The following is a 21,128-nucleotide window of genomic DNA, read 5'->3' as shown; positions in this document are numbered from 1 at the left end:
CGGGGCCCTGGGCGGCGTCAGGCGGGGCCGGGTACCAGTCCGTCGGCGACGAGGCCCGCGAAGACGGCCTCGCTCAGGGTCTGAAGAGCCGACTGCGGGCGGACCATCACCGTGAACTCCTTGACGCGGCCGGTCTCGTCGTAGTGCAGCAGGTCGATTCCATGGACCTCCCTGCCGCCGACCGCCGCCCGGAACAGCAGGATCTCCGAGGGCGCCTCGCCGCCGTCCGCGCTGGTCTGGGCCGTGCCGCCGAACCTCCCGACGTAGCGGAAGTCCTCGAAGGTCCGCAGCAGCACGCCGAACAGCCCCAGGACCATCGGCCTCCCTTCGAAGGGGGTGAACTTCACGGGGCTGTAGAAGCGGACGTCCTCGGTGAACAGCTCGTCCAGCGCGGACAGGTCGCGCTGTTCCACGGCGGCGCGGAAGCGGTCGGTGGTCTCCATCGGGATTCCCTTCGTCGGGCGACTGCGTGCCGGGCCGGTGCCCGACCCGTAGATACTCAACAATATGAGTAGTCATCTTCTTGAATAAGAGGGTCGTTCATCAAGCGCCCCGGCGGTACCGCACGTAGGATGAACGACGGAACTCGGTAGGCACAGATGCTCCGGAGAGGTCCATGACGCGCCGTCGTCCTCCGCGCTCGGCGAGCGCCGACGACCTCCTGACGACGCTCGGACTCCTCACGGCGAAGGCACGGCAGGGCGCGGAACGCCAGCGCGCCAGGGTGGATCTCGCGGAAGCCCTCCAGCGGGAGATGCTGCCCGAGAGCCTGCCCTCCGCCCCGGGGCTCCAGACCGCCGCGCGCTACACGCCCGCCCGTGACGGGCTCGACGTGGGCGGCGACTGGTACGACGGCTTCGTGATGGCCGACGGATCGCTGGGGTTCTCGATAGGGGACGTCCAGGGCCACGACGTCGAGGCCGCTGCGTTCATGGGGCAGGTCCGGATCGGGCTGCGGGCCGTGGCGCTGGCCGCCACCGATCCGGGGGAGGTCCTCGCGCTGGCCAACGACCTGCTGGTGTCCGTGGCCCGCGACCTGTTCGCCACCTGCAGCTTCCTCCGCTTCGACCCCGTGGAGTGGGTGGTGGAGAGCGCCCGCGCAGGCCATGTCCCCGGGGTCCGGGCCACGGCGGACGGCCGCTGCGAGACCGTGCAGGACCCCGGTGGCCTCCCGCTCGGCGTCGAACCGGGGGAGGTGTACCCGGTGACCAGGCGCAGGCTCACCGAGGCCGGGGCGTTCGTCCTGCTCACGGACGGGGTGGTCGAGGGGCCCTCCGTACCGATCGAGACCGGACTCGCCAGGGTCGTCAGGGTCGTGGCGGCCGGCGCGGCCGCCGCGGCGACCGCCGAGCAACTGGCCGCCGAGGTGATGGAGGCGGCCGAGTTCACCGGCCACACCGACGACGCCGCGGTGCTCGTCCTCAGCCATGAGGCCGCGGCGGGCGCACCGCGGCCGCCCTCGCCGCCCGGCTGATCCCGCCGCCCGGCCGATCCGCTGTCCGCCTGATCCCGCCGACCGGGTCCCGTCGCCCGCCGGGTCCCGCCGCCGGCCTGGTCCCGCTGCCCGGCCGATCCGGCGGGCGCCCCGGCGCGTGTCACGGCGCGCCGGGACGCCGCGGCGTTGTGTGATGGCTGCCGTGGCCCGCAACCAGCTCCTCCGCCGCCCCGGCGCGGCCGTCCTCCTGACGCTCGGCATCGCCGCCGCCTACTTCGCGGCGGGGCTCATCGGGTTCACGCAGCAGCTGGCCGTGGAAGGGGCGGTCGTCACACCGCTCTGGCCGTCCACCGGGATCGCCCTGGCCTGCCTGCTCTGGTTCGGTCTGCGGGCCTGGCCGGGCGTGGTGCTCGGCGCGCTGCTCGTCATCCTGAACGTCAGCTCGTCCGCCCGCTCCATCGGCATCCTCGTGGGCAACAGCGTCGCTCCGCTCTGCGCGTACCTGATGCTGCGGCGGGTCGGATTCCGCACCGAGCTGGACCGGCTGCGGGACGGGCTGGCACTGGTGTTCCTGGGCGCCCTGGCCGGCATGCTGATCAGCGCCACAGTGGGGTCCGGCCTGCTGCTGCTGTCCCGCGACATCCATGCCGATGCGTTCTGGCCGATCTGGTCGGCCTGGTGGGTCGGCGACGCGATGGGCGTACTGGTGGTGACCCCCCTGCTGCTCGTCTGCCGGACGGCCCGGTGGCCCGGTGGCGCATCCCCGGGGCGCTGGGCCGAGGCCGCTTGCCTGCTGGTGACGGTGGTGGTCGTGGCGTACGCCGTCACCCGCTCGCTCGTCCCGCTGCTCTTCCTCGTCTTCCCGCTGCTGATGTGGGCCGCGCTGCGGTTCCAGCTGTCCGGGGCGGCCCCCTGCGCGCTGATCGTGTCCGTCATGGCGATCTCGGCCGCGACCGAGGAGCTGGGGCCCTTCGAAGGCCATGGGACGCTCGGCGTGATGAGCGTCCTCCAGGCCCTCAACGGCTCGGTGGCACTGACCGGTCTGCTGCTCTCCGCCATCGTCACCGAGCAGATCACGGTCCGCCGCAAGATCGAGCTGGCCTGCGCCGAACTCGCCGAACTGGTGGACCGGCTGGTGCCGGGCGGCGACACCGCCCACCGCAGGCCGCCTCCCCCGGAGGACCTCTGACGGCGGGCGGGATCCGGGCCGGCGTCAGCCGCCCGCGGCGCCGGAGCGGGTGGGCCGCGGCCGGGCTCCGGCCGTTACCGCGGAAGCGGAGGGCCGCCGCACGGAGCCGCGGCCGCCACCGCCGACCGGCCGGCCGCCACCGCCGACCGGCCGGCCGGCCGCCGCGCACAGCGGCGGCCCGCGGCGCCCGGTCGGAGATCCGTCGTGTGGGGAGCCGTCGGGTGGAGGGCTCGCCGGTCGGAGATCCGTCGTGTGGGGAGCCGTCGGGTGGAGAGCCGCCGCACGGTCCGGGGCGGGCCTGGCGCGTCCGCTCAGGCCCAGGGGGCGAAGCCCACCGCCCGGCCCGTCCCGTCGCGCTGGACCTCCAGCATGCCCTCGACCGCCGAGCGGTCGATCGGCCCGTAGACGTGCGGGAACAGGGTGCCGGACGCGACTCCGGGCGGCGGGACCGGTGCCGCGGGCTCCAGCCGGACCGGCGCGAGCAGCCGGGTCTCGTCGATGAGCAGGGCCATCAGCGGGCCCGGTACATCGCGGTAGAAGGCGCTGACGACCGCGAGCGTGGTCGCCTCGTCGGGCGAGCAGTGGACGAAGCCCTCGGCGGAGAGCGAAGCGGGCGCGTACGGCCGCTCCGGGATGGCGAGCCAGTCGTCGAGCGGAACCACATGCATGATCATGTGTCAGTTATAGCCCCGCGGGGGCGTGCACCGGACGGCCCGGCACCCGGCATCCGGCATCCGGACTCACGCTCGGACGACCCTCACCCCGGCCTCCGTGAACGCGGCCGCCGTACGGTCCGCGGCGGCGGAGTCGGTGACCAGGGTGTCCACCCGCTCCGTCGCGCAGATACGGGCGAAGGCCCGCGCGCCCAGCTTGGTGGAGTCGGCCGCGACGACCACCCGCCGGGCCCGCTCGCACAGCAGCCGGTTGATCGCGGCCTCGTCCTCGTCGTGCGCCGCGGCACCGTGCACCGCGTCGAAGGCGTTCACCCCGAGCACCGCGACGTCCAGGGCGATCTGGCCGAGCACCCCGTCGGCGAGCGGGCCGATCAGCTCGAACGACTGCGGACGGGCCACCCCGCCGGTGACCACGATCTTGAACTGCGGCCGGATCGCCAGTTCGTTGGCGATGTTGAGGGCGTTGGTGACGATGGTCAGGGCCGGGCTGCCCGAGGCCAGATCGGGCCGGGCGGCCAGGGCGCGGGCCACCTCGGTGGTCGTCGTGCCCCCGGTGAGGCCGACCGCCTCGCCCGGCGAGATCAGCGCGGCGACGGCCGCGCTGATGCGCTGCTTCCGCGCCGCGTGCCGCGACGCCTTGTAGCGCAGCGGCAGTTCGTACGACACGCCGTGCACGACAGCGCCCCCGCGGGTGCGTACGAGCATCTGCTGCTCGGCCAGCCGGTCGAGGTCGCGCCGGATCGTCGCGGCCGAGACGTCCAGTGCCGCCGCCGCCTCCTCGACGTCCAGCCGGCCCTGCTCCACCAGGAGTTCCAGCAGCGCCTTCCAGCGGGCGTCGCGCGACATCCACCGCTCCCTTCCTCGAACGTACGTCGCGACCCTAGCCCGTGGCCGGAAGGGCACACCTGGCCGCGGCACCCCGCACGGCCTCTCGCTCCGCCGCCGCGCCACCCGAGTGCGTCCGCCGCGCGACCCGAGTGCGTCCGGTGCGAGGGTGGTCCTCCGCCCGGGACGGCCCCGGCACCGGGCTCCCGGCGCCCCCGGCCCGGCGCCCCCGGCCCGGCCTCCCCGGCCCGGGAAGCCCTGACCGGCGAGCACCCCGGCGACCGCAACGCCGGGCCCGGCTCCCCTGCGCCCGGGCAGGCCCCTCACGCCGGAGGCCACGGCCTGCCCCGCCGGAGCGGTCCGCCCACCGCGCCACGGGCACGAGCACCGGGTGCGTGAGGGTGCGTGAGGGTGCGTGAAGGTGCTTGAAGGTGCTTGAAAAGCCGCGCTATGTTGCAGAAACACGCACACCTTCGAGGGAAGGAGTACGCATATGAGCCATGTCGCGCAGGAGCTGGCGAGCCAGCCGCACTGCTGGATCCGGGCCGCGGAACTCGCCGCGGCCGAGGGAGGGGCACTCCCGGCCGCCGGGGAGCGGGTGGCGTTCGTCGGCTGCGGCACCTCCCTGTTCATGGGCCAGGCGGCCGCGGCCCTGCGCGAGGGCGCGGGGCAGGGCGAGACGGACGCCTTCGCCGCCTCCGAGTTCCCCGCCGGCCGCCCCTACGACCGGGTGGTCGCCCTCACCCGCTCGGGTACCACCACCGAGGTACTCGAGCTCCTCGGCCGGCTGCGCGGACGCACCCGTACCACGGCGATCACCGCGGACCCCGCCACGCCGGTCATGACCGCGGCAGACGAGGCGGTGGTCCTGGACTTCGCCGACGAGAGGTCCGTGGTCCAGACGCGGTTCGCGACCACGGCCCTCACCCTGCTGCGTGCCCACTGGGGCCTGCACACCGGCGCCGTCCTCGACGACTGCGCGGAGGCGCTCGCCGAACCGCTTCCCGAACGGCTCACCGCCTGCTCGCAGTTCACCTTCCTCGGCCGCGGCTGGACGGTGGGCCTCGCCAACGAGGCCGCGCTCAAGGTGCGCGAGGCGTCGGCGTCCTGGGCCGAGGCGTACCCGGCCATGGAGTACCGGCACGGCCCCATCAGCGTCACCACCCGCGGTACCGCCACCTGGATGATCGGCGACGCGCCCGCCGGGCTCGCCGAGGAGGTCCGCACCACCGGCGGGATGTGGGTCGCCGGCGGACTCGACCCGCTCGCCGAGCTGGTCCGCGCCCAGCGTCTCGCGGTCGCCCTCGCCGGGGTACGCGGCCTGGACCCGGACAGCCCCCGGCACCTCACCCGCTCCGTGATCCTGTCCGGAGCCTGACCGTGCCACTCGCCGAGACCGGAACGCTCGTCGCCGCGGCCGCCGCCGGACGCCGTGCCGTCGCCGCCTTCAACATCATCACGCTGGAGCACGCCGAAGCCGTCGTCACCGGTGCGGAGAGCGCCGGTTCCCCCGTCGTCCTGCAGATCAGCGAGAACGCGGTGAAATACCGCCACGGCCGGGTCCGGCCGCTGGCCAGGGCCGCCGCCGAGGCGGCGGCGGAGGCCGGGGTGCCCGTCGCCCTCCACCTCGACCACGTCACGAGCGCCCGGCTGCTGCGCGAGGCGGCCGACGCCGGGTTCAGCTCGGTCATGTACGACGCCGCTCACCTGCCGTACGCGGAGAACCTCGCCGCGACCCGGTCCGCCGCCGACTGGGCACACGCCAACGGACTCTGGATCGAGGCCGAACTGGGTGAGGTGGGCGGCAAGGACGGCGTCCCGCCGCTCGACGCCCACGCACCCGGCGCGCGCACCGACCCCGAGGAGGCACGGGCGTTCGTCGAGGGGACCGGGGTCGACGCTCTCGCGGTCGCCATCGGCAGCTCGCACGCGATGACCGCCCGTACGGCGACGCTCGACCATGGGCTCCTGGCCCGGCTCGCCGGGGTGCTGCCGGTACCGCTGGTGCTGCACGGCTCGTCCGGCGTACCGGACGGGGAACTGACGGCCGCCGTCACCGGAGGCATCGCCAAGGTCAACATCGGCACGGCCCTGAACCTCGCCATGACCAGCGCCATCCGGGACTACCTGGCCGCGAACGCGGACGCCGTGGACTCGCGGAAGTACCTGTCCCTCGGGCGCCGTGCGATGGCCGAGACCGTCACCGCGCTGATCGGCGTCCTGCGCGACGCGGGGGAACCCGCACCGGTCGGATAGCGGTCCCGCGCCACCGGCGCGGGCCCGGCCCCACCCGCGGGGAGCAGGCCGCCGGACCCGCCGTACGGCGGGTCCGGTGAAATCCGGAGCGCACGGCCACCGGAACGGCCCAACCACGCCCGGCCCCTCCCGGATCCACCGGCCGATCCGGGACACACTCTCCCCGCCACCCGTCCTCCGCCGGCGGCGGAGCCGGCCCGAGGGAACAGACGCCCGGCGCCATGCGAACCGCGGGCCGCCCGCCGCCGTACCGAACCGACAGGATTCCCATGCCCCTCATCACACGCACGGCCCTCCGGCGGGGCGGCGCGCTCGCGCTCGCCGCCGCCGCGCTGCTGACCGGCTGCACCTCCTCCGGCGACCGTGAGAGCTCCGCCTCCCCGACCGGCAAGCCGCTCGCCGGACCGGAGAAGGCGGGCGCCGGCATGGCCGTGCTCCGCGGCGACACGATCAGGAAGGCTCTCGTCACCGACACCGAACTGCGCTCGTACCAGGCCCAGGAGATCAGCCCGCCCAGCACGCGGCCCACCGCCGACCGGGAGGAGTGCCGGCCTCTCGCCGACATGACCGCTTCGGGTACGGCCCGCACCCCGGAAGCCGCCGACTTCGCCGGCCGCTCCTTCGTCTCCACGGCCACACCCGGCCTCACCACCACCGTCAGCCTCTTCTCCTACGAGGGCGACGACGCGAGGCGCACCTTCGCGGACGTCCGCAAGGCACTCGCCACCTGCGGCGCCGGATTCACCACCACGGGCAACACCGGCGGTTCCGCGGTGAAGTACGTGGCGGTGAAGGCCGAGGAAGCCCCCGAGGGCGGCGACGAGGCCGTCTCCTGGAGGATGACCGGCACCGCACAGGGTTCGTCGATGCCCATGCAGATCACCGCCGTCCGGCAGGGCCGCAACGTGGCGGTGTTCTTCACGCTCAACCTCCTCGACCCGAAGAAGGCCGACCTCCCCGAGGACCTGCACGGCCGTCAGACCGCCAAGCTGGCGAAGGCGATCGAGTCGGCCGGCACCTCCTGAGCCCGGCGCGTCCGCCGTAACCCGGGCGCCCTCCGCAACCCGGGCGTCCGCCGGCTGCCCCGGGGAGCCGGCGTCCGCCGGCCCCGGGTCCCGGCCCCGCCGCCCGGCGGACTTCGCCCGGCGGGCTCTCCGCGCCCTCGCGCATCCCGTTCACCCGGCCGGATCATCCGGCCGGGCAGCCGGGCAGCCGGGCAGCCGGGCAGCCGGGCAGCCGGGCAGTCGGGTGCGGCGGGCGTCTCCTTCGCCGGACCGCCGCTCCCTCGTCAGACCACCGCGCCGTTGTCCCGTGCGGTGCGGCGGGGCGCGCCGGTGCGCGGGCGGCCCGCGGCGGCGGGCGCGGGCCGGCCAGCCTCGAGGAGCAGCGCCACCGGAACGGCGGTGAGCACGGAGGAGTACGTGCCGACACACACCCCGACGATCAGCGCGATCGCGAAGTCCGCGAGGGCGCCGTCGCCGAGCACCGCCAGGGCGGCGAGGATGAAGAGGGCTCCCGCGCCCGTGTTCACCGTGCGCGGCACCGTCTGAAGTACCGCCGAGTCCGCGAGGGCCGGCAGCGCACCGCGCGGCTCTCTCCGCCACAGCTCTCTGACCCGGTCGAACACCACGACCGAGTCGTTGACCGAGTAGCCGACGACCGTGAGCAGCGCCGCGAGGAACACGCCGTCCACCGGTCGGCCCAGCCAGGCGAAGGCGCCGACCACGACGACCACGTCGTGCACCAGCGCCACCACGCAGCCCGCCGCGAACGTCCAGCGGAACCGCGCGGTCAGATAGACCAGTTGCGCGACCACCGCGATGCCCAGGGCGATCATGGCGTTGCGCCGCAGTTCCTCGCCCATGCTGGGGCCGATCAGCTCGTCGCGGAGCTTCGTCGCGGTGCCTCCGCCCTCCCCGGCGAGCGCGTCGCCGATCGCGGCCACCCCGTCGTCGTCGATGCCCGCCCCCCGCACGGAGACGTCCCGGCCGTCGGCGGTGGTCACCTCCGCGTCGGGGAAGCCCGCCTGCGCCACGGCCGACCGGGCCGTGTCGGCGTCCACCGTCCGAGTGGTCGCGTACTCGACCAGCCGGCCGCCGGTGAACTCGACCCCCAGGTTCAGCCCGCGTACCAGGATGCCCGTGACGGCCACCGCGACCAGCACGGCCGACACCGTCAGCCAGCGCCGGGGGGTGCGCATGGGCCGCGGCCGGCGGCGGGTGAGGAACGTCCTGACCCGGCCCGGAGCCCCCACGCCGCTGACCGTGCGGAAACGGTCGACGAACGGGAACCGCGCGGCCACGTCGGTCAGCGCCCGCGCGACGACCAGCGCCGAGAACATCGAGACGGCGACGCCGATCGCCAGTGTGACACCGAAGCCCTTCACCGGCCCCGAGCCCAGCAGGAAGAGCAGCCCCGCCGCGAGGAGCGTGGTCGCGTTCGCGTCGGCCACCGCGGTCCACGCCTTGCGGGAGGCCGTCGACATGGTGCTGCGCAGCGACCGCGGCGACCGGCGCGACCGGTTCTGGTACTCCTCCCTGGCCCGTTCGAGGACGAGCACGTTCGCGTCCACGGCCATGCCGATCGCGAGCACGAATCCGGCCAGTCCGGGCAGGGTCAGCGTGACGCCGAGGGCCACCAGGGCGGCGTACGAGATCACTCCGTAGGCGGCCAGCGCCACGGCGGCCAGGGCGCCGAAGAGCCGGTAGACGAACGTGACGAACAGCGCCGTGAGCGACACCCCCACGGCGGCGGCCTGGGCACTCGCGCTGATCGCCGCCGCGCCGAGCGTCGGCCCCACGATGCGCTGATCGACGGTCTCCACCGGCACCGGCAGCGCACCGCCCTTGATGAGCAGGGCCAGTTCCCTGGCCTCCGCCGCGTCGAACGCACCGGTGATCCGGGTGGCACCGGAGGCGATCCCGGAGCCGCAGCCGACCGAAGGATCGACCTGCGGCGACGAGATCACCTTGTCGTCGAGCACGATCGCGACCCGGCGCCGGTCGTCCCCCACCGGGTGGCAGGCGGCCCGCCCGGTCAGTGCGGCCCAGTCGCGCGCCGCGTCCCCCCGGAAGTCCAGGGCCACATGCCAGCCCGTGCCCTGCTGTGGGTCGAACCGGGCCTCCGCGTCCTGCACGCCGGCTCCGGACAGTGCCGCGGCGCCGAGGGCGACCGGTCTCCCCTGCTCGTCGGGCAGCACCCGCCGCCCGGCCGTCCCCTCCTCGGCCGTCCCCTCCTCGGGGGGTTCCTCGACGGGATGGATGGCCAGCTGGGCCGTGCGGCCGAGGACCTCGGCGGCACGGCGCGGGTCCTGGACGTCCGGCAGTTCCACGACGATGCGGTTCTCGCCGGAGCGGGCCAGGACCGGCTCCGCGACGCCCAGCGCGTCGATGCGCTGCCGCAGTACCTCGATGGTGCGATCGGTGGTGGCGGCGTCCGCCTGCGCGGCGGCGGTGTCACGGGTCTCCAGCACCATACGGGTGCCGCCCTGGAGATCCAGACCGAGTCTGGGGGACTGGGTGAGTACGACGAAGAGGGATGCGAGCAGTACGAGCACGGCGAGAACTGCCCGCACCACGGTGGTGCGAGTCATGAGCTTCCTCCTGAGGGCGCCGGGCGCCCTCAGAAGGGGCGGGACGGCGCTGATATGGGACGGGACCGGTGACCGGCCGTCCCCGGAGGCCCCCGCACATCGGGGAGTTCGGCACGGGCGGACGTCCGCACCGTGTCGCGGGCCGACGCCGGCCGGACCGTGCCGTGCGTGGCGGGCTGGGGCGAGGTCGCGTCGGACGGGTGCCCGCCGGGCGCCGGGGGGAGCGGCGAGGGGCGCGCACCGCGGGCTTCTTCGGCCGTCGTGCGCAGTGGCCCGCCGTAGAGGTGCCGCACGTCGTGCCGGTGCCGCATGTCGTCTCGCGCGGTGTGCACGGCGCGCGCGGTGTGCCGGTGCCGCATGTCGACTCGCGCGGTGTGCACGGCGCGCGCGGTGTGCCGGTACCGCATGTCGTCTCGCGCGGTGTGCCGGGACGTGGTGGCCGCGTCCGGCGCGGCCTCGGATACCGGCGCCGGCGCCGTGCTGACGGCGGCGATCGCCGCCGCGGCCGGTGGCGCACCGGCGAGGGACCCCAGGAGGGTGAAGAGCAGGGCTGCGAGCAGGGCGCCGAGGGCGGCCGGCACACGCTGCGCACGCATGAACCGCCCCCTGTCGTACCGCCCTTCCGCGCTCGCGGCGGCGAGGCGGTGCGGAGTTCACACTATGCGACGGACCGCCCCGAAACGCCGTCGGATTCCCGCAACCGCGTTGGCGGAAAGTGACGGGAGTGGCACAACGGGTGTTCGAAGATTGGCCGGTTGACCGTAGGATCGGGATACCCCCGATCGCCGGGGGAGCCCCGTAGGCGATCTGGAAGGGACTCGTTCGGGCGTGTTCGCGCTATCCGGAGGCGTCGTGTCATGGTCGGGCTGCTGATCGCCGGGGGTGGTGGGGCCGCCGCCCTGGCGATGCTCATCTGGGCGTTGTCGCTTCGCCGCAGACTCGGGGCCGAACAGCGGGCGCGGGCGGGGGCGGAACGGCTCGCGGCCGCGCGTGAGGCGGAGATCGCGCACCTCGCCGCCGTCCGGGCCCCAGCCATCGCCGAACGCACGCGCACCGGGCGTCTGCTGGACGGCGTACCGGGCCCCGTCGGTCCGGACTCCGAGACGGGCGCGGACTTCGCCAGGGCCCTGGCCGCCGTCGTCGCCGCCCTCGGCTCCGACGAGGCCGTGCGCAGGGAGCGCGCCCTGCGGGACTCCGTGCGGTCCGCCCTCGAATCCGTCGCCCGCACCGTGCACGCCATGGCGACCGTCCAGCAGGAGGCGCTGGACCGTGTCGAACGCTCTCTCGACGACCCCCGGCTGGCGGCCGAGGTGATCAAGGCCGGTCACGCGGCCGCCCGGATGAACCGCAAGGCGCAGACCCTTCTCGTGCTGTGCGGGATCTGGCCCGTGCGGCGGGAGCGGCGGGCCGTGTCCCTCCACGACTGCGTGCACGGAGCCCGGTCCCGCATCGTGGAGTCCGGCCGTGTCGACGTGCGCGGCGGTCAGACCCTGCACGTCGCGCCGCCCGCCGTCGAGGGGCTGGTGCACGTCATCGCCGAACTCCTCGAGAACGCCACGGTGTTCTCGCCGTCCGGCACCCCGGTCGTGGTCACCGTGCGGGAGGCGGCGGCGGGGGCGGTCGTCGAGATCGACGACGCCGGCCTCGGCATGCCGCCGGACGTCCTCGCGCAGGCCGCGGCCCGGCTCCGGGACGAACCGGATCTGGCCCGGCTCGGCGCGGTGCCGCGCCTCGGGCTGGCCTGCGCCGGTCGGTGGAGCCGTGAACTGGGCTTCAGCGTGGAACTGACGGCCGCCTCGCCGTACGGCGGAACCCGGGCCGTGACGTCCGTACCCCACCGGTTGCTCGCCGCTCCGCCGTCCCTTCCCGCTCCGCCGCGCCACGAGCCGGCGGCGGGCCCGCAGGCACCGGGGCACGAGCCGTCGCGGCCGGCGGCCGGGGAGGGGGAGCCGCACCCCCGGCAGGACGGGCGGGGGCCTGCGGTCCAGGGGGCGGCCGGTACCGGTCCGGTGTCCGGTTCCCCGGCGCCCGGCCAGGCGCCGGTATCCGGCCTCCCGGCAACCGACCTGCCGACCCCCGGCCCTCCGCCGTCCGGCCTGCCGGCACCCGGCGGCCGTCCGGCTTCGGCCGGCGGTCCCGCGCCCCCACCGGGCGGACCCCGGTGGCGCCGCGCGGTGCGGAGATGCACAGCCACGCGATCGGGTTCCTGCCGTCTCCCTGGCGCGGGTCAGGACGAAGAGGCCACCGTCGACATAGACGATCCGAAGCAGCTCCCGCAGATCGTGCTCGACAACGACGGGTACGCCACCGCGGTCGACGCCGCCTCGCAATCCCTGGCCGCGCCGGTCGGCGTGCTCCGCTCCGCCGTGACCGACAACTTCGCCACCGGAGGCGAGACGACCGGGAAGAAGGTCTTCAACCCGTCGACAGCCTCCCAGCGGCAGATCAAGGTCCACGACGAGACGACCCGGAAGTTCGGCCCGCGCGGCACCACCCGCTTCGCCGCCGCCGACCCGCCCGCGGTGGGGACCGCGCCTTCCGCCCCGGCCGTCCCCGGCCCGGGTGCCGCCCCGCCGGTCTCCCCGGCCCCTCCGCCGCAGGCGCCTCCTCCACAGGGCACTCCGCCGCAGGCGCCGCCGGCCGCCGCCCCCGCACCCGCCGCGTCCGGAGGCACGACTCAGGGGCCGAAGCCCCCGGGCCCCGCAGCGCCCGCCGCCCCGGCCGCTCCCGCCAAGCCCGCTGCTCCCGCCAAGCCCGCCGCCCCGGCCACTCCCGCCAGGCCCCCTGCTCCGGCCACTCCCGCCACGCCGCCGAAGCCGCCCGCTGCTCCGGGCATCGTGGACGTACCGTGCTCGGTCCCCCATCTCGTCAGCGCGGTCCGCGCGGCCAACGGCACGGCCACCCCGCAGACCCTGCGGCTGGCGCCGGGCTGCACCTACCGGCTCACGGCCGGGGCCAACCCCTTCCACCCCGTCAACGGGCTGCCGGTGGTCACCGGCACCATGACCGTCCAGGGGCAGGGCGCGACGATCACCCGCGTCGCGACCGCGCCGCGGTTCCGCATCCTGCTCGTGGCCGGGACGGGGCGGCTGACGCTGCACGACACCACGATCAGCGGCGGCAGCGCGACCGACTGCCCGGCCTACCCGGACGTGCCCGGCATGGTCTGCGGAGGGGGGATCGCCAACCTGGGCCGGATGTTCCTGACCCGCAGCCGGGTGACCGGCAACCGGGCGGAGTCGGAGCTGTACGCGCAGGGCGCCGGTATCGACAACCCCGGCAACGCGACCGTCCGCAGCTCGATCGTCAGCGGCAACACCGTCGCCTACACCGGGGACGAGCGGGACGGAGCGGCGGCGGGCGGCGGTATCGCGAACGACGGCCCGCTGACCGTCGAGGGCGCCCAGGTGATCGACAACCTGGCCCGGGTGAGGGAGGGCACCGGAAGCTTCGCGTTCGGCTCCGGTCTGGCCGGCATGGCGCAGAGCACGGTCAAGAACTCCGTGATCAGGAACAACCGTGCGTACGCACCGGGCGGATTCGCCCGCGCCGCGCTCAGCAACAGCGCACCCGGCCCGACCGCCCGGATGACCGTCACCGGCAGCTTCGTCCGCGGCAACGTCGCCGACGCCCCGGACGGTACGGCGCAGGGCGGCGGTATCACCAACTCCGCCCTGATGACCGTCGACAACACGCACGTCAGCGGCAACACCGTGACGGCGCGCGGCGGCACGGCGCGCGGTGGCGGCATCCGGTTGGGGCCGGGGAGCGAGCTGAAGCTGCTGCGCAGCTCGGTCGCCGCCAATGTCGTCGACGCGGCCGAGGGGATGGCACGGGGCGGCGGTCTCGACAACCCGGAGGGCGGCACGCTGGCGACCACACGGTCGAGGATCGTGGACAACCGCGTCACCGCGCGCGAGGGTACGGCGCTGGGCGGCGGCCTCTACCACGCGGGCGGCACGTCCACGCTGGACCGGACCGTCGTCAGCGGCACCCGCGCCATCGACGGCGGCGGCGTCTTCCGCAGATCCGGGACCGTCCGGCTCCTCGGGTCCCAGGTCGTGTTCAACACACCGAACAACTGCCGGCCGACCGACTCCGTGCGGGGCTGCGTCGGCTGACGCTCCGCCGGTCGCGATGAGCGACCCGGCCAAAAGCACTTGAGCGCGGCGGAGGACCTGCCTAGCGTCCACGGGGTGGAGACGAGAACCTGCATCAGGCGCTATGAGACGTCGGACGAGGCCGTGGTCGTGGATCTGTGGTCGCGTGCCGCGAAGCTCGCGCACCCGTTCATCGAAGGCGAGGGCGAAGGAGAGCGGGCCCGCAAGCTCCGGGAGGTCTATCTCCGCGCGGCCGAGAACTGGGTCGCGGAGGTGGACGGAGAGGTCGTCGCCCTGCTGGGCCTGCTCGGGGACGAGATCGGCGGCCTGTTCGTCGACCCCCGGGCGCAGGGGCGCGGGGTGGGGCGTGAGCTGGTGCGGCATGCCGCGGAGCTGCGCGGCGGCGAGTTGCGGCTCGAGGTGTTCGAGGCCAATGCGAGGGCTCGCGGCTTCTACGAGCGCATGGGCTTCGCGGAGCGGGGACGCCGGCTGGACGAGGAGAGCGGCCACCAGCTGATCGTCATGGTCCGTCCGCCGAGTCCCGGGCCCGCCGCCCCGGCACGGTAGACGGAGACGGAGACGGAGACGGAGACGGCGGAGGTGGAGGAAGCGGAGGTGGAGGAAGCGGAGGTGGAGGAAGCGGAGGTGGAGGAAGCGGAGGTGGAGGAAGCGGAGACGGTGGAGGCGGCGGAGGTGGAGGAAGCGGAGGGGCTCCTGATTGCTCCTTGTTCCTCGCCCCGACCGCCGTCCCCTGCGAACCCCTAGGATCCCCGGTGTGCCCGATCCCCTGCGCATGACCCGCCCGGCGCTGTCCGCCGTCGTCCTGTCCGCCGCCGTCCTCGTGGGCTGCGTCCCCGGTTCCGGGACTTCCGGGACTTCCGGGGCTTCCGGGGCTTCCGGGGGAGCGGAGTCCGCGCCCGGACCGCCGGCGGGGGGCGCGGCCGTCCCGCTCGACAACCCGGACGGTACGAAGCCGGGTCTCGCGCCCCTGACGGCGGAGGCGGAGCGAGCGGCGGCACGCGAGGTCGTGGAGGGGCTGAAGACCAAGGGCCGCGGCCCCAGGACGGGTTACGACCGCGACGAGTTCGGCTACGCGTGGATGGACACGGCGGACGGCGTACCACTGGCCCGCAATGGTTGTGACACGCGGAACGACCTGCTGAAACTGCACGGGCAGAACGTCCGGTTCCGTGCCGGTTCCGACTGTGTCGTCGTTTCCATGACGCTTCACGACCCGTACACGGGGAAGACCGTCGAGTGGCGCAAACAGGATGCGGCAGAGGTGCAGATCGACCATGTGGTGCCGTTGTCGTACAGCTGGCAGATGGGCTCGTCCCGCTGGCCGGAGAGCAGACGACGGCAGTTCGCCAACGACGTGCTCAACCTCCTGCCCGTCGAGGGCCGCGCCAACTCCGCCAAGGGGGACTCGGGTCCGGCCTCCTGGCTTCCCCCGGACCGCCGGATACGGTGCGCGTACGCGGTCCGATTCGCTCAGGTGGCGCTCAAGTACGAACTGCCGGTGACGGCGGCGGACAAGGGGACGATGCTGCGCCAGTGCGGGGGCTGACACGCCGGAGACCGCACCGTCCGGGCACCGTCCGGGCGCCGGGCCGGCCGCGGGTGCGACGGGCCCGGTGCGGGGCGGCGCAGGGCCGCGCGCGGGGGGTGGCGGCCTCCCGGCGGTACCCGGCCGAGGAGCCGCTCCGAGGCGCGTGTGCGCGGCGCCGGGCGGCGGTGGCGCGTCAGCAGTACTTCGAGGAACCGGTCGAGCCCCACTTGCAGGAGTCGACCAGCGTGCCCGTGGACTTGCGCAGGTAGGCCGTGTCCCCGGTGTTGTTCCAGACGTACCAGGAGCGTCCCCAGTACCGGTATCCGGCGGTGTTGGAGCCCTTGCCGGTGTGCACCTTGACGTAGGACCTCGGCCCTATCTTGCCGCTGAAGGTGTAGGTGTAGCCGGTGACGTCACGCAGCGTCCAGCCCTGGATGGAGAGGGTGGAGGAGCTGGAGTTGTAGAGCTGGACCCACTCGCCGTTCAGCGAGGTGTTCGAACCGGTGTCGGAACCGGGCGAGTTGTAGTACACGCGGTAGATGCTCACGCCCCCGGCGGCTTGGGCCGGAGTGGCGGTCAGCAGACCGGTGGCGGTTGCGGCGGCGACGGCGGCGGCCGAGGCGGCGTAGCGGAGCTTCAAGGACCCTCCCCAGGTCGGTGCAGCGCTCGAACGGCAGACGTCGAGCTTCCGGAGAGAGTATCTCCGGCTGTGAAGGGAATGTGAGGGGAATTCGAAGAATGTGAAGACCGTCGGTCGGGCTTTCACTCAGTCCGGCCCGGAGGTACGCCGTCACCCGGCCCGGAGGTACGCCGTCACCCGGCCCGGAGGTACGCCACCCGAGTCGGAGATACGTCGTCACCCGGCCCGGCCTCACCCGGCCCGGAGGTACGCCGTTCCCGCGACCACGCCCAGGGTCCTCAGCCGCGAACCGTCGGCGACGCGCTTGGCCAGGGCCTCGCCGACGCCGGGGCGCGTGTCGTCCCCGTGTCCGTCGAGGACGACGACGGCGCCGTCGTCGGCGAGTTCCTCGGCGAGGCGGAGATCCGCCAGTACACCCGCCACGGAGGGGGCACCGGCCAGCACGACCACGCCGTACCGCCGATCGGACACAGCCGCGCGTACGTCGGCGTCGCCGGACCCGCCCCGGAGCAGCCGGGCCCGGGCTCCCGAACGACTACCGCACAGGGCCAGGTTGGCACGCACGACGTCCTCCCTGACCGGGACGGGCGCGGTGCCCGGCGGCGCGAGGGCGCCGGCCAGCGGGTCGACGACCGTCAGCCGCGGCTCGACTCCCGCGCGGTGGAGCATGCGCAGCAGGGCGGCCGCGAACAGCCCGTGTTGGGTGCCGATCTCCAGCACCTCCTCGCTGGGCGGAGCCAGCAGCGGCACGGTCGCCAGCTTCCCGCAGATGTCCGAGGTCGAGCCCGCCATCCGGCCGACGCCCAGCGCCTCGAGGGCCACCACCGTGCGGTAGGCCACCGTCAGATCGCGGCGGGCGTGCTCGCAGGACGCGCCGGTCACGGTGGTCACCTCCCGCACCAGCGTGTCCAGTTGGGTGGCGGTGGCCATCCGGTGGCCGTCCCGCCCCGCGTGGTCGAGCAGCAGCCCGAGCCCGTAGCTCTGCCGCCGCAGGTCGGCTACTTCGTGGTGGAGGGCGTCGAGGTCTGCCTGGAGTGCGGTGGTCGCACGCTCCAGGCGCTGTTCCACCAGTGAGAACGCCGGACGCAGCATTCGCTTCGCCAGCCGGTTGCTCAGGAGGGAAGGCATGGCCGGGAGGTTACGCCGCGATTTCCGCTCAAGGGGCCACCAACGGGGGCCATTCGGGTGAAGTCTCGGTGTCTTTCCGTTGGCCGTCCCGTACAGCGGGTAACGGCTCGGTCCTCGTCACGGGTGGGCCGGTACCGCCGCCGCGTCCTCTGCCGACGGCGCCGACGCACCTGCCCGGCCCTGCCCTGCCCGGCCCTGTCCTGCCTTGCACTGCTGTCCTGCCCGCACTGCTGCCCCGACGGCCCTGCCTTCCACTGCGGCCCTGACGGCCCTGACGGCCCCGACCGTCCTCACGGTCCTGGCGATCCTCAGGGCCCGGCGGACGGAGGCCCGCGCGCCTGCGCGCCTGCGCGCGCGCTTAGCCGGCTCGAAGGATCGAGGATGAGGACGGCCAGGACACCACGATTGATGTGCGCCTGCGCGCGCCGAGTCGGCTCACCGCCTCGCTCGGCCGCGCCGCAGAGGCCCGCGCGCCCGGTCGCCCGGTCGCCCGCGAGCTCGCGTGCCGGTCGCGCAGGCCGGCAGGGACAACGGGCACCCAGATCGGTCGCCAGCGCGCTCGCGTGCCGGTCGGTGATGCCGGTGCGGGGCAGCACGGACTCGACCGGTCGTCCGAGCGCTCGCGTGCCCGGTCGCCCGCGCCCCCGCCGTCCGGACCTCACGCCCCGTAGACCACCGTCACCCTGCTGAACCCGAGCGAGCGCAGGAGCCCCTCCAGCATCCGTTTCGTGTTCCGCTCCGCCTGCGCCGTCAGGCGGCTCTCCTCCGCGGCGGTGGCGATATGCCGCACCGCGAGCTGCTGGGCCGCCTGCTCGCTGTTGGGGTTGTCGGAGAAGAGGTCGCCGAGCCGGTCGAGCAGTCCGCGCTGCTTCGAGACGGCGTAGGAGCGGTCCGGGTCCAGCGCCGGTCGGTCCAGGACCGCATGCGGGAGCCGGATCGTCGCGGAGGTGCGCTCCTCGTCCACGGTGACGTCCTTCTCCCCGAGCGCTCCCATGTCGACATACGCGTCGACGCTGCCCGCCCCGACGTACAGGACCCGGGTGCCCCGCAGCGCGTCCGGCACGTATCTGGTGTCCTTCTCCAGGTCCACCACGACCTGGAAGTTCCCCGTGGCCGCCTGGTAGCGGCTCAGGTCCTGGACGGACTCCAGGACCGCCGGCCCCGAGCGGTCCCGCGTCTGCTCGCCGAACAGTTCGCCGAGCCCGGGCAGCCCCGGCAGTCCTCGAAGCTGTGCCCCCGCCAGCAGCAGCACGGCCACCAGCAGGACGCCGACCGGCACCTTCACCCACCACGACACAGACCTCACCGCACCCATAGCCCGGCCTCCCTCTCGTCCTACGGATGCCCCGGCCGTCGCCGTTCAGGCGTGCCGGCACGGAACCGGTGCGCGGCCCCGCACCCCGGGCGCTCCCGAGTCGTTGACCGAACCGGTGACGGCGAAGTGGTGGCCTGCACCACGCCGACTGCCTACCATCGATCACCGCAAGGTCTTTGTGCACCGAGTCACAAACGCTCCGCGTCACGAACGCTGCGCGTCACGATCACCACCGCACGCCGGGAGGCCCCTTTGCACCGCCGCCGTCGCACCGCGCTCGCCCTCTCCGCCGCGCTCGTCTCGGCGGTCCCCCTGCTCGCCGCCTGCGGTAACGAGGCGCGCCCGGGCGCCGCGGCCGTCGTCGGGGCCGACCGCATCGAGGTGTCGGCGCTCCAGGCCGAGGTGAGGGACGTGCGGGCGGCCCAGGAGGCGTCGCCCGAGGGCGCTCAGCTGATCAGGAACACCGGGCAGCTCAGCCGGGCCAAGCTGCACGGGATGATCTTCGGTCGCATCCTGGAGCAGGCGGCCTCGGACAACGGCGTCACCGCCTCACGCAAGCAGGTCCAGGACGCCCGGGCGGCCGCGGCCGGGCAGTCCGGCGGAGAGGAGCAGCTCGCCGCGATGCTGCTTCAGCAGCGCGGGGTCGCCCCGGACCAGATCGACCGGGCGGTGCGTGAGGAGGTCCTGCTGACCGGGCTGGCCCGGGCGCTGGGTGCCGACCTCGGCACCCCGGAGGGCCAGCAGAAGGTCGGTGCCGCGCTGACGGCCGCTTCCAGGCAACTCGCCATCGACGTCAACCCGCGGTACGGCACCTGGGATGACACCAAGATCCAGCTCGGCGACTACAAGGCTCCGTGGATCACCCAGGTCACCGGGCCGCGGGAGGGAATCCAGGCCGGGGCGTAGCACAGCCGCCCGGGACGCGGCGCCGCCCCGTCCCGCCCTGCCCCGTCCCGTCCCGTCCCGCCCTGCACCACTCCGCCCCGTCCCGCCGGGCCGGTTCGGAGTTCCGGTGGGAGCGGGGACGGCGGCCCGCCCGCGAGGCCGGTGTGCGTCCCGGTGGGCTGCGGCCCTGTCGAGCGGGAAGCCGTCCCCGAGGCGCGGGGTCCCGCCGGACGGTGGCGCGGCCGGCGGGCGTCCGGTCCCGCCGACCGTGGTGCGTCCGGTGGTGCGTCCCGGTGGTGCGTCCCGGTGGGCGTCCGGTGGGTTGTCCGGGTGGGTTGTCCGGGGCGGCCGGTGAGGCGTCCCGGCGGACGCGACCCCGCAGGACGGCTCCCGAGGCCGTCCAAGCCGGACCACCGGGCCCGGCCCCGGCGGCCCGTGCGCCCGACGTAGGGTCGAGGGGTGAACGCTGAAGCGCCCGCCGAGCCGGGTCGTGTCGTCCTGCTCACCGCCAGCCACCGTGTCGCGCCCGGACTGCTGTCCTGGCCGGCGTGGCAGACCCTGCGTGCCGCCGACCGCGTGCTGTGCGCCGACGCGGAGCACCCGCAACTGCCGTACCTGAGGGAGGCGGGCGTGGACGTGGAGATCGCCGCGCCCACCGCGCGGGAACTCCTGGACGGTTGCGCGGGAGGCCGGACCGCGGTGGTCCTCGCGACGGGTGAGGGCGACCGGGCACTCACCGACGGCCTGGCCCGCATCGCCGGCTCGGGCCGGGTGTCCATGCCCGCGCTGGAACTTCTGCCCGGCTCCTACGATCTCCCGGGCGCCCGGCTTCTCGATCTCGTCCAGGTCATGGACCGGATCCGCCGCGAGTGCCCGTGGTCCTCGCGGCAGACCCACAAGGGCCTCGCCAAGTACGGCATCGAGGAGGCGTACGAACTCGTCGAGGCCATCGAGGACGGGGACCGGGACGAACTGCGGGAGGAACTCGGCGACGTGCTCCTCCAGGTCGTGTTCCACGCGCGCATCGCCCAGGAGGCGACCGGTGCGGAGGGGGACGAGCCGTTCTCGATCGACGACGTCGCCGGGGCCATCGTCGACAAGCTCATCCACCGCCACCCGCACGTCTTCGGTGACGCCCGTGCCGAGACACCGGAGGACGTCAAGGAGCACTGGCTGCGCACCAAGGCGGTCGAGAAGCGGCGTGAGTCGGTGACCGACGGTGTTCCGCTCGGCCAGCCGGGACTCGCTCTCGCCGCGAAACTGGCGGGCCGGGTGCGGACCGCCGGGCTGGACGTGGAACCGCCCACGGAGGACGGTGCCGGCGCCGTCGGGTACCGGCTGCTCGCCATGGCCGTACGTGCGGAGGCCGAGGGCCAGGACCCGGAGGCAGCCCTCCGCGCCGCCGCCCGCGCCTACCGTGACGCGATCCGCGCCGTGGAGGCCGCGGCCCGGGACCGGAACGGTTGACGGAGTCTCGTGGGTACGGTCGGCGTACCCACGGGGAACGGCGAGAGGTCGGCCGAACGGGTGACCGAACGCC

The 21,128-nt window shown here is 74.4% G+C and carries 19 protein-coding genes; 11 read left to right on the top strand and 8 right to left on the bottom strand.

Annotated features, from left to right (window positions below; translation table 11 throughout):
• Positions 1-17: 17 nt before the first annotated feature.
• Complete coding sequence (locus tag DDQ41_RS09230) at positions 18-443, bottom strand: nuclear transport factor 2 family protein (protein ID WP_109294054.1); 426 nt, start codon at positions 441-443, stop codon at positions 18-20.
• A 173-nt stretch (positions 444-616) separates the two neighbouring features.
• On the opposite strand from DDQ41_RS09230, the gene DDQ41_RS09225 reads away from it, so the two are divergent.
• Entirely contained in the window at positions 617-1,474 is an 858-nt protein-coding gene (locus DDQ41_RS09225) for a PP2C family protein-serine/threonine phosphatase (RefSeq protein ID WP_109294053.1), read from the top strand.
• A gap of 163 nt (positions 1,475-1,637) precedes the next feature.
• Entirely contained in the window at positions 1,638-2,624 is a 987-nt protein-coding gene (locus DDQ41_RS09220; RefSeq protein ID WP_109297636.1) for an MASE1 domain-containing protein, read from the top strand.
• A 311-nt stretch (positions 2,625-2,935) separates the two neighbouring features.
• Here DDQ41_RS09220 and DDQ41_RS09215 read toward each other — a convergent pair whose 3' ends face one another.
• Together DDQ41_RS09215 and DDQ41_RS09210 are read right to left on the bottom strand one after the other, a co-directional pair.
• Positions 2,936-3,298, bottom strand: a complete 363-nt coding sequence (locus tag DDQ41_RS09215) for a DUF952 domain-containing protein (RefSeq protein ID WP_109294052.1) — start codon at positions 3,296-3,298, stop codon at positions 2,936-2,938.
• A gap of 66 nt (positions 3,299-3,364) precedes the next feature.
• The gene (locus tag DDQ41_RS09210; protein WP_109294051.1) at positions 3,365-4,144 is read right to left on the bottom strand and encodes a DeoR/GlpR family DNA-binding transcription regulator; all 780 of its coding nucleotides are present in this window, start codon (positions 4,142-4,144) and stop codon (positions 3,365-3,367) included.
• A gap of 472 nt (positions 4,145-4,616) precedes the next feature.
• Here DDQ41_RS09210 and DDQ41_RS09205 point away from each other — a divergent pair, with 472 nt between their 5' ends.
• The 3 genes from DDQ41_RS09205 (at position 4,617) to DDQ41_RS09195 (ending at position 7,404) form a co-directional block, all read left to right on the top strand.
• Positions 4,617-5,501: an SIS domain-containing protein gene (locus DDQ41_RS09205; protein WP_109294050.1), complete on the top strand. Its 885-nt coding sequence runs from the start codon at positions 4,617-4,619 to the stop codon at positions 5,499-5,501.
• Between the two features lie 2 nt (positions 5,502-5,503).
• Entirely contained in the window at positions 5,504-6,379 is an 876-nt protein-coding gene (locus tag DDQ41_RS09200; RefSeq protein WP_109294049.1) for a class II fructose-bisphosphate aldolase, read from the top strand.
• Positions 6,380-6,648: 269 nt separating this feature from the next.
• Complete coding sequence (locus DDQ41_RS09195) at positions 6,649-7,404, top strand: sensor domain-containing protein (protein WP_109294048.1); 756 nt, start codon at positions 6,649-6,651, stop codon at positions 7,402-7,404.
• A gap of 263 nt (positions 7,405-7,667) precedes the next feature.
• Here the strand turns inward: DDQ41_RS09195 and secD are convergent, their stop codons facing one another.
• Both secD and DDQ41_RS09180 read right to left on the bottom strand, forming a co-directional pair.
• Complete coding sequence (gene secD / locus DDQ41_RS09185) at positions 7,668-9,971, bottom strand: protein translocase subunit SecD (RefSeq protein ID WP_109294046.1); 2,304 nt, start codon at positions 9,969-9,971, stop codon at positions 7,668-7,670.
• A gap of 29 nt (positions 9,972-10,000) precedes the next feature.
• Entirely contained in the window at positions 10,001-10,567 is a 567-nt protein-coding gene (locus tag DDQ41_RS09180; RefSeq protein WP_109294045.1) for a hypothetical protein, read from the bottom strand.
• Between the two features lie 261 nt (positions 10,568-10,828).
• Here DDQ41_RS09180 and DDQ41_RS32335 point away from each other — a divergent pair, with 261 nt between their 5' ends.
• From DDQ41_RS32335 to DDQ41_RS09165, 4 genes are all read left to right on the top strand, one after another.
• Positions 10,829-14,092 (top strand): sensor histidine kinase, encoded by a 3,264-nt coding sequence (locus DDQ41_RS32335; protein WP_262508403.1) that lies wholly within the window; start codon positions 10,829-10,831, stop codon positions 14,090-14,092.
• Between the two features lie 75 nt (positions 14,093-14,167).
• On the top strand, positions 14,168-14,638 hold the full coding sequence (locus DDQ41_RS09170) for a GNAT family N-acetyltransferase (RefSeq protein ID WP_174720275.1): 471 nt from the start codon (positions 14,168-14,170) through the stop codon (positions 14,636-14,638).
• Positions 14,639-14,671: 33 nt separating this feature from the next.
• On the top strand, positions 14,672-14,836 hold the full coding sequence (locus DDQ41_RS31205; protein WP_162602639.1) for a hypothetical protein: 165 nt from the start codon (positions 14,672-14,674) through the stop codon (positions 14,834-14,836).
• Positions 14,837-14,864: 28 nt separating this feature from the next.
• The gene (locus DDQ41_RS09165; protein WP_394342178.1) at positions 14,865-15,638 is read left to right on the top strand and encodes an HNH endonuclease family protein; all 774 of its coding nucleotides are present in this window, start codon (positions 14,865-14,867) and stop codon (positions 15,636-15,638) included.
• A gap of 175 nt (positions 15,639-15,813) precedes the next feature.
• On the opposite strand, the gene DDQ41_RS09160 is transcribed toward DDQ41_RS09165, so the two are convergent.
• From DDQ41_RS09160 to DDQ41_RS09150, 3 genes are all read right to left on the bottom strand, one after another.
• A complete protein-coding gene (locus DDQ41_RS09160) occupies positions 15,814-16,260 on the bottom strand; it encodes a lamin tail domain-containing protein (RefSeq protein WP_109294043.1) in 447 nt (148 codons plus the stop codon).
• Positions 16,261-16,491: 231 nt separating this feature from the next.
• Entirely contained in the window at positions 16,492-17,388 is an 897-nt protein-coding gene (locus DDQ41_RS09155) for a class I SAM-dependent methyltransferase (protein ID WP_109294042.1), read from the bottom strand.
• Positions 17,389-18,046: 658 nt separating this feature from the next.
• Complete coding sequence (locus tag DDQ41_RS09150; RefSeq protein WP_262508402.1) at positions 18,047-18,703, bottom strand: DUF4230 domain-containing protein; 657 nt, start codon at positions 18,701-18,703, stop codon at positions 18,047-18,049.
• Between the two features lie 252 nt (positions 18,704-18,955).
• On the opposite strand from DDQ41_RS09150, the gene DDQ41_RS09145 reads away from it, so the two are divergent.
• The gene (locus tag DDQ41_RS09145) at positions 18,956-19,609 is read left to right on the top strand and encodes a SurA N-terminal domain-containing protein (RefSeq protein ID WP_109294041.1); all 654 of its coding nucleotides are present in this window, start codon (positions 18,956-18,958) and stop codon (positions 19,607-19,609) included.
• A 438-nt stretch (positions 19,610-20,047) separates the two neighbouring features.
• Positions 20,048-21,055, top strand: a complete 1,008-nt coding sequence (locus DDQ41_RS09140; protein WP_109294040.1) for a nucleoside triphosphate pyrophosphohydrolase — start codon at positions 20,048-20,050, stop codon at positions 21,053-21,055.
• Positions 21,056-21,128 lie beyond the last annotated feature (73 nt).

The sequence above is a fragment of the Streptomyces spongiicola genome, assembly GCF_003122365.1.
Classification (GTDB): Bacteria; Actinomycetota; Actinomycetes; order Streptomycetales; family Streptomycetaceae; genus Streptomyces; species Streptomyces spongiicola.
Note: the sequence above shows the minus strand (reverse complement) of the source record. Positions and strands in the feature narration are given on the sequence as shown.

What these genes read in the sequence shown, in the direction of transcription:
- DDQ41_RS09210 (WP_109294051.1), bottom strand. Translation starts at nt 4,144, where the DNA reads ATGTCGCGCGACGCCCGCTGGAAGGCGCTGCTGGAACTCCTGGTGGAG.
- DDQ41_RS09165 (WP_394342178.1), top strand. Translation starts at nt 14,865, where the DNA reads ATGACCCGCCCGGCGCTGTCCGCCGTCGTCCTGTCCGCCGCCGTCCTC.
- DDQ41_RS09195 (WP_109294048.1), top strand. Translation starts at nt 6,649, where the DNA reads ATGCCCCTCATCACACGCACGGCCCTCCGGCGGGGCGGCGCGCTCGCG.
- DDQ41_RS09180 (WP_109294045.1), bottom strand. Translation starts at nt 10,567, where the DNA reads ATGCGTGCGCAGCGTGTGCCGGCCGCCCTCGGCGCCCTGCTCGCAGCC.
- secD (WP_109294046.1), bottom strand. Translation starts at nt 9,971, where the DNA reads ATGACTCGCACCACCGTGGTGCGGGCAGTTCTCGCCGTGCTCGTACTG.
- DDQ41_RS09230 (WP_109294054.1), bottom strand. Translation starts at nt 443, where the DNA reads ATGGAGACCACCGACCGCTTCCGCGCCGCCGTGGAACAGCGCGACCTG.
- DDQ41_RS09215 (WP_109294052.1), bottom strand. Translation starts at nt 3,298, where the DNA reads ATGATCATGCATGTGGTTCCGCTCGACGACTGGCTCGCCATCCCGGAG.
- DDQ41_RS09205 (WP_109294050.1), top strand. Translation starts at nt 4,617, where the DNA reads ATGAGCCATGTCGCGCAGGAGCTGGCGAGCCAGCCGCACTGCTGGATC.
- DDQ41_RS09150 (WP_262508402.1), bottom strand. Translation starts at nt 18,703, where the DNA reads ATGGGTGCGGTGAGGTCTGTGTCGTGGTGGGTGAAGGTGCCGGTCGGC.
- DDQ41_RS32335 (WP_262508403.1), top strand. Translation starts at nt 10,829, where the DNA reads ATGGTCGGGCTGCTGATCGCCGGGGGTGGTGGGGCCGCCGCCCTGGCG.
- DDQ41_RS09225 (WP_109294053.1), top strand. Translation starts at nt 617, where the DNA reads ATGACGCGCCGTCGTCCTCCGCGCTCGGCGAGCGCCGACGACCTCCTG.
- DDQ41_RS09155 (WP_109294042.1), bottom strand. Translation starts at nt 17,388, where the DNA reads ATGCCTTCCCTCCTGAGCAACCGGCTGGCGAAGCGAATGCTGCGTCCG.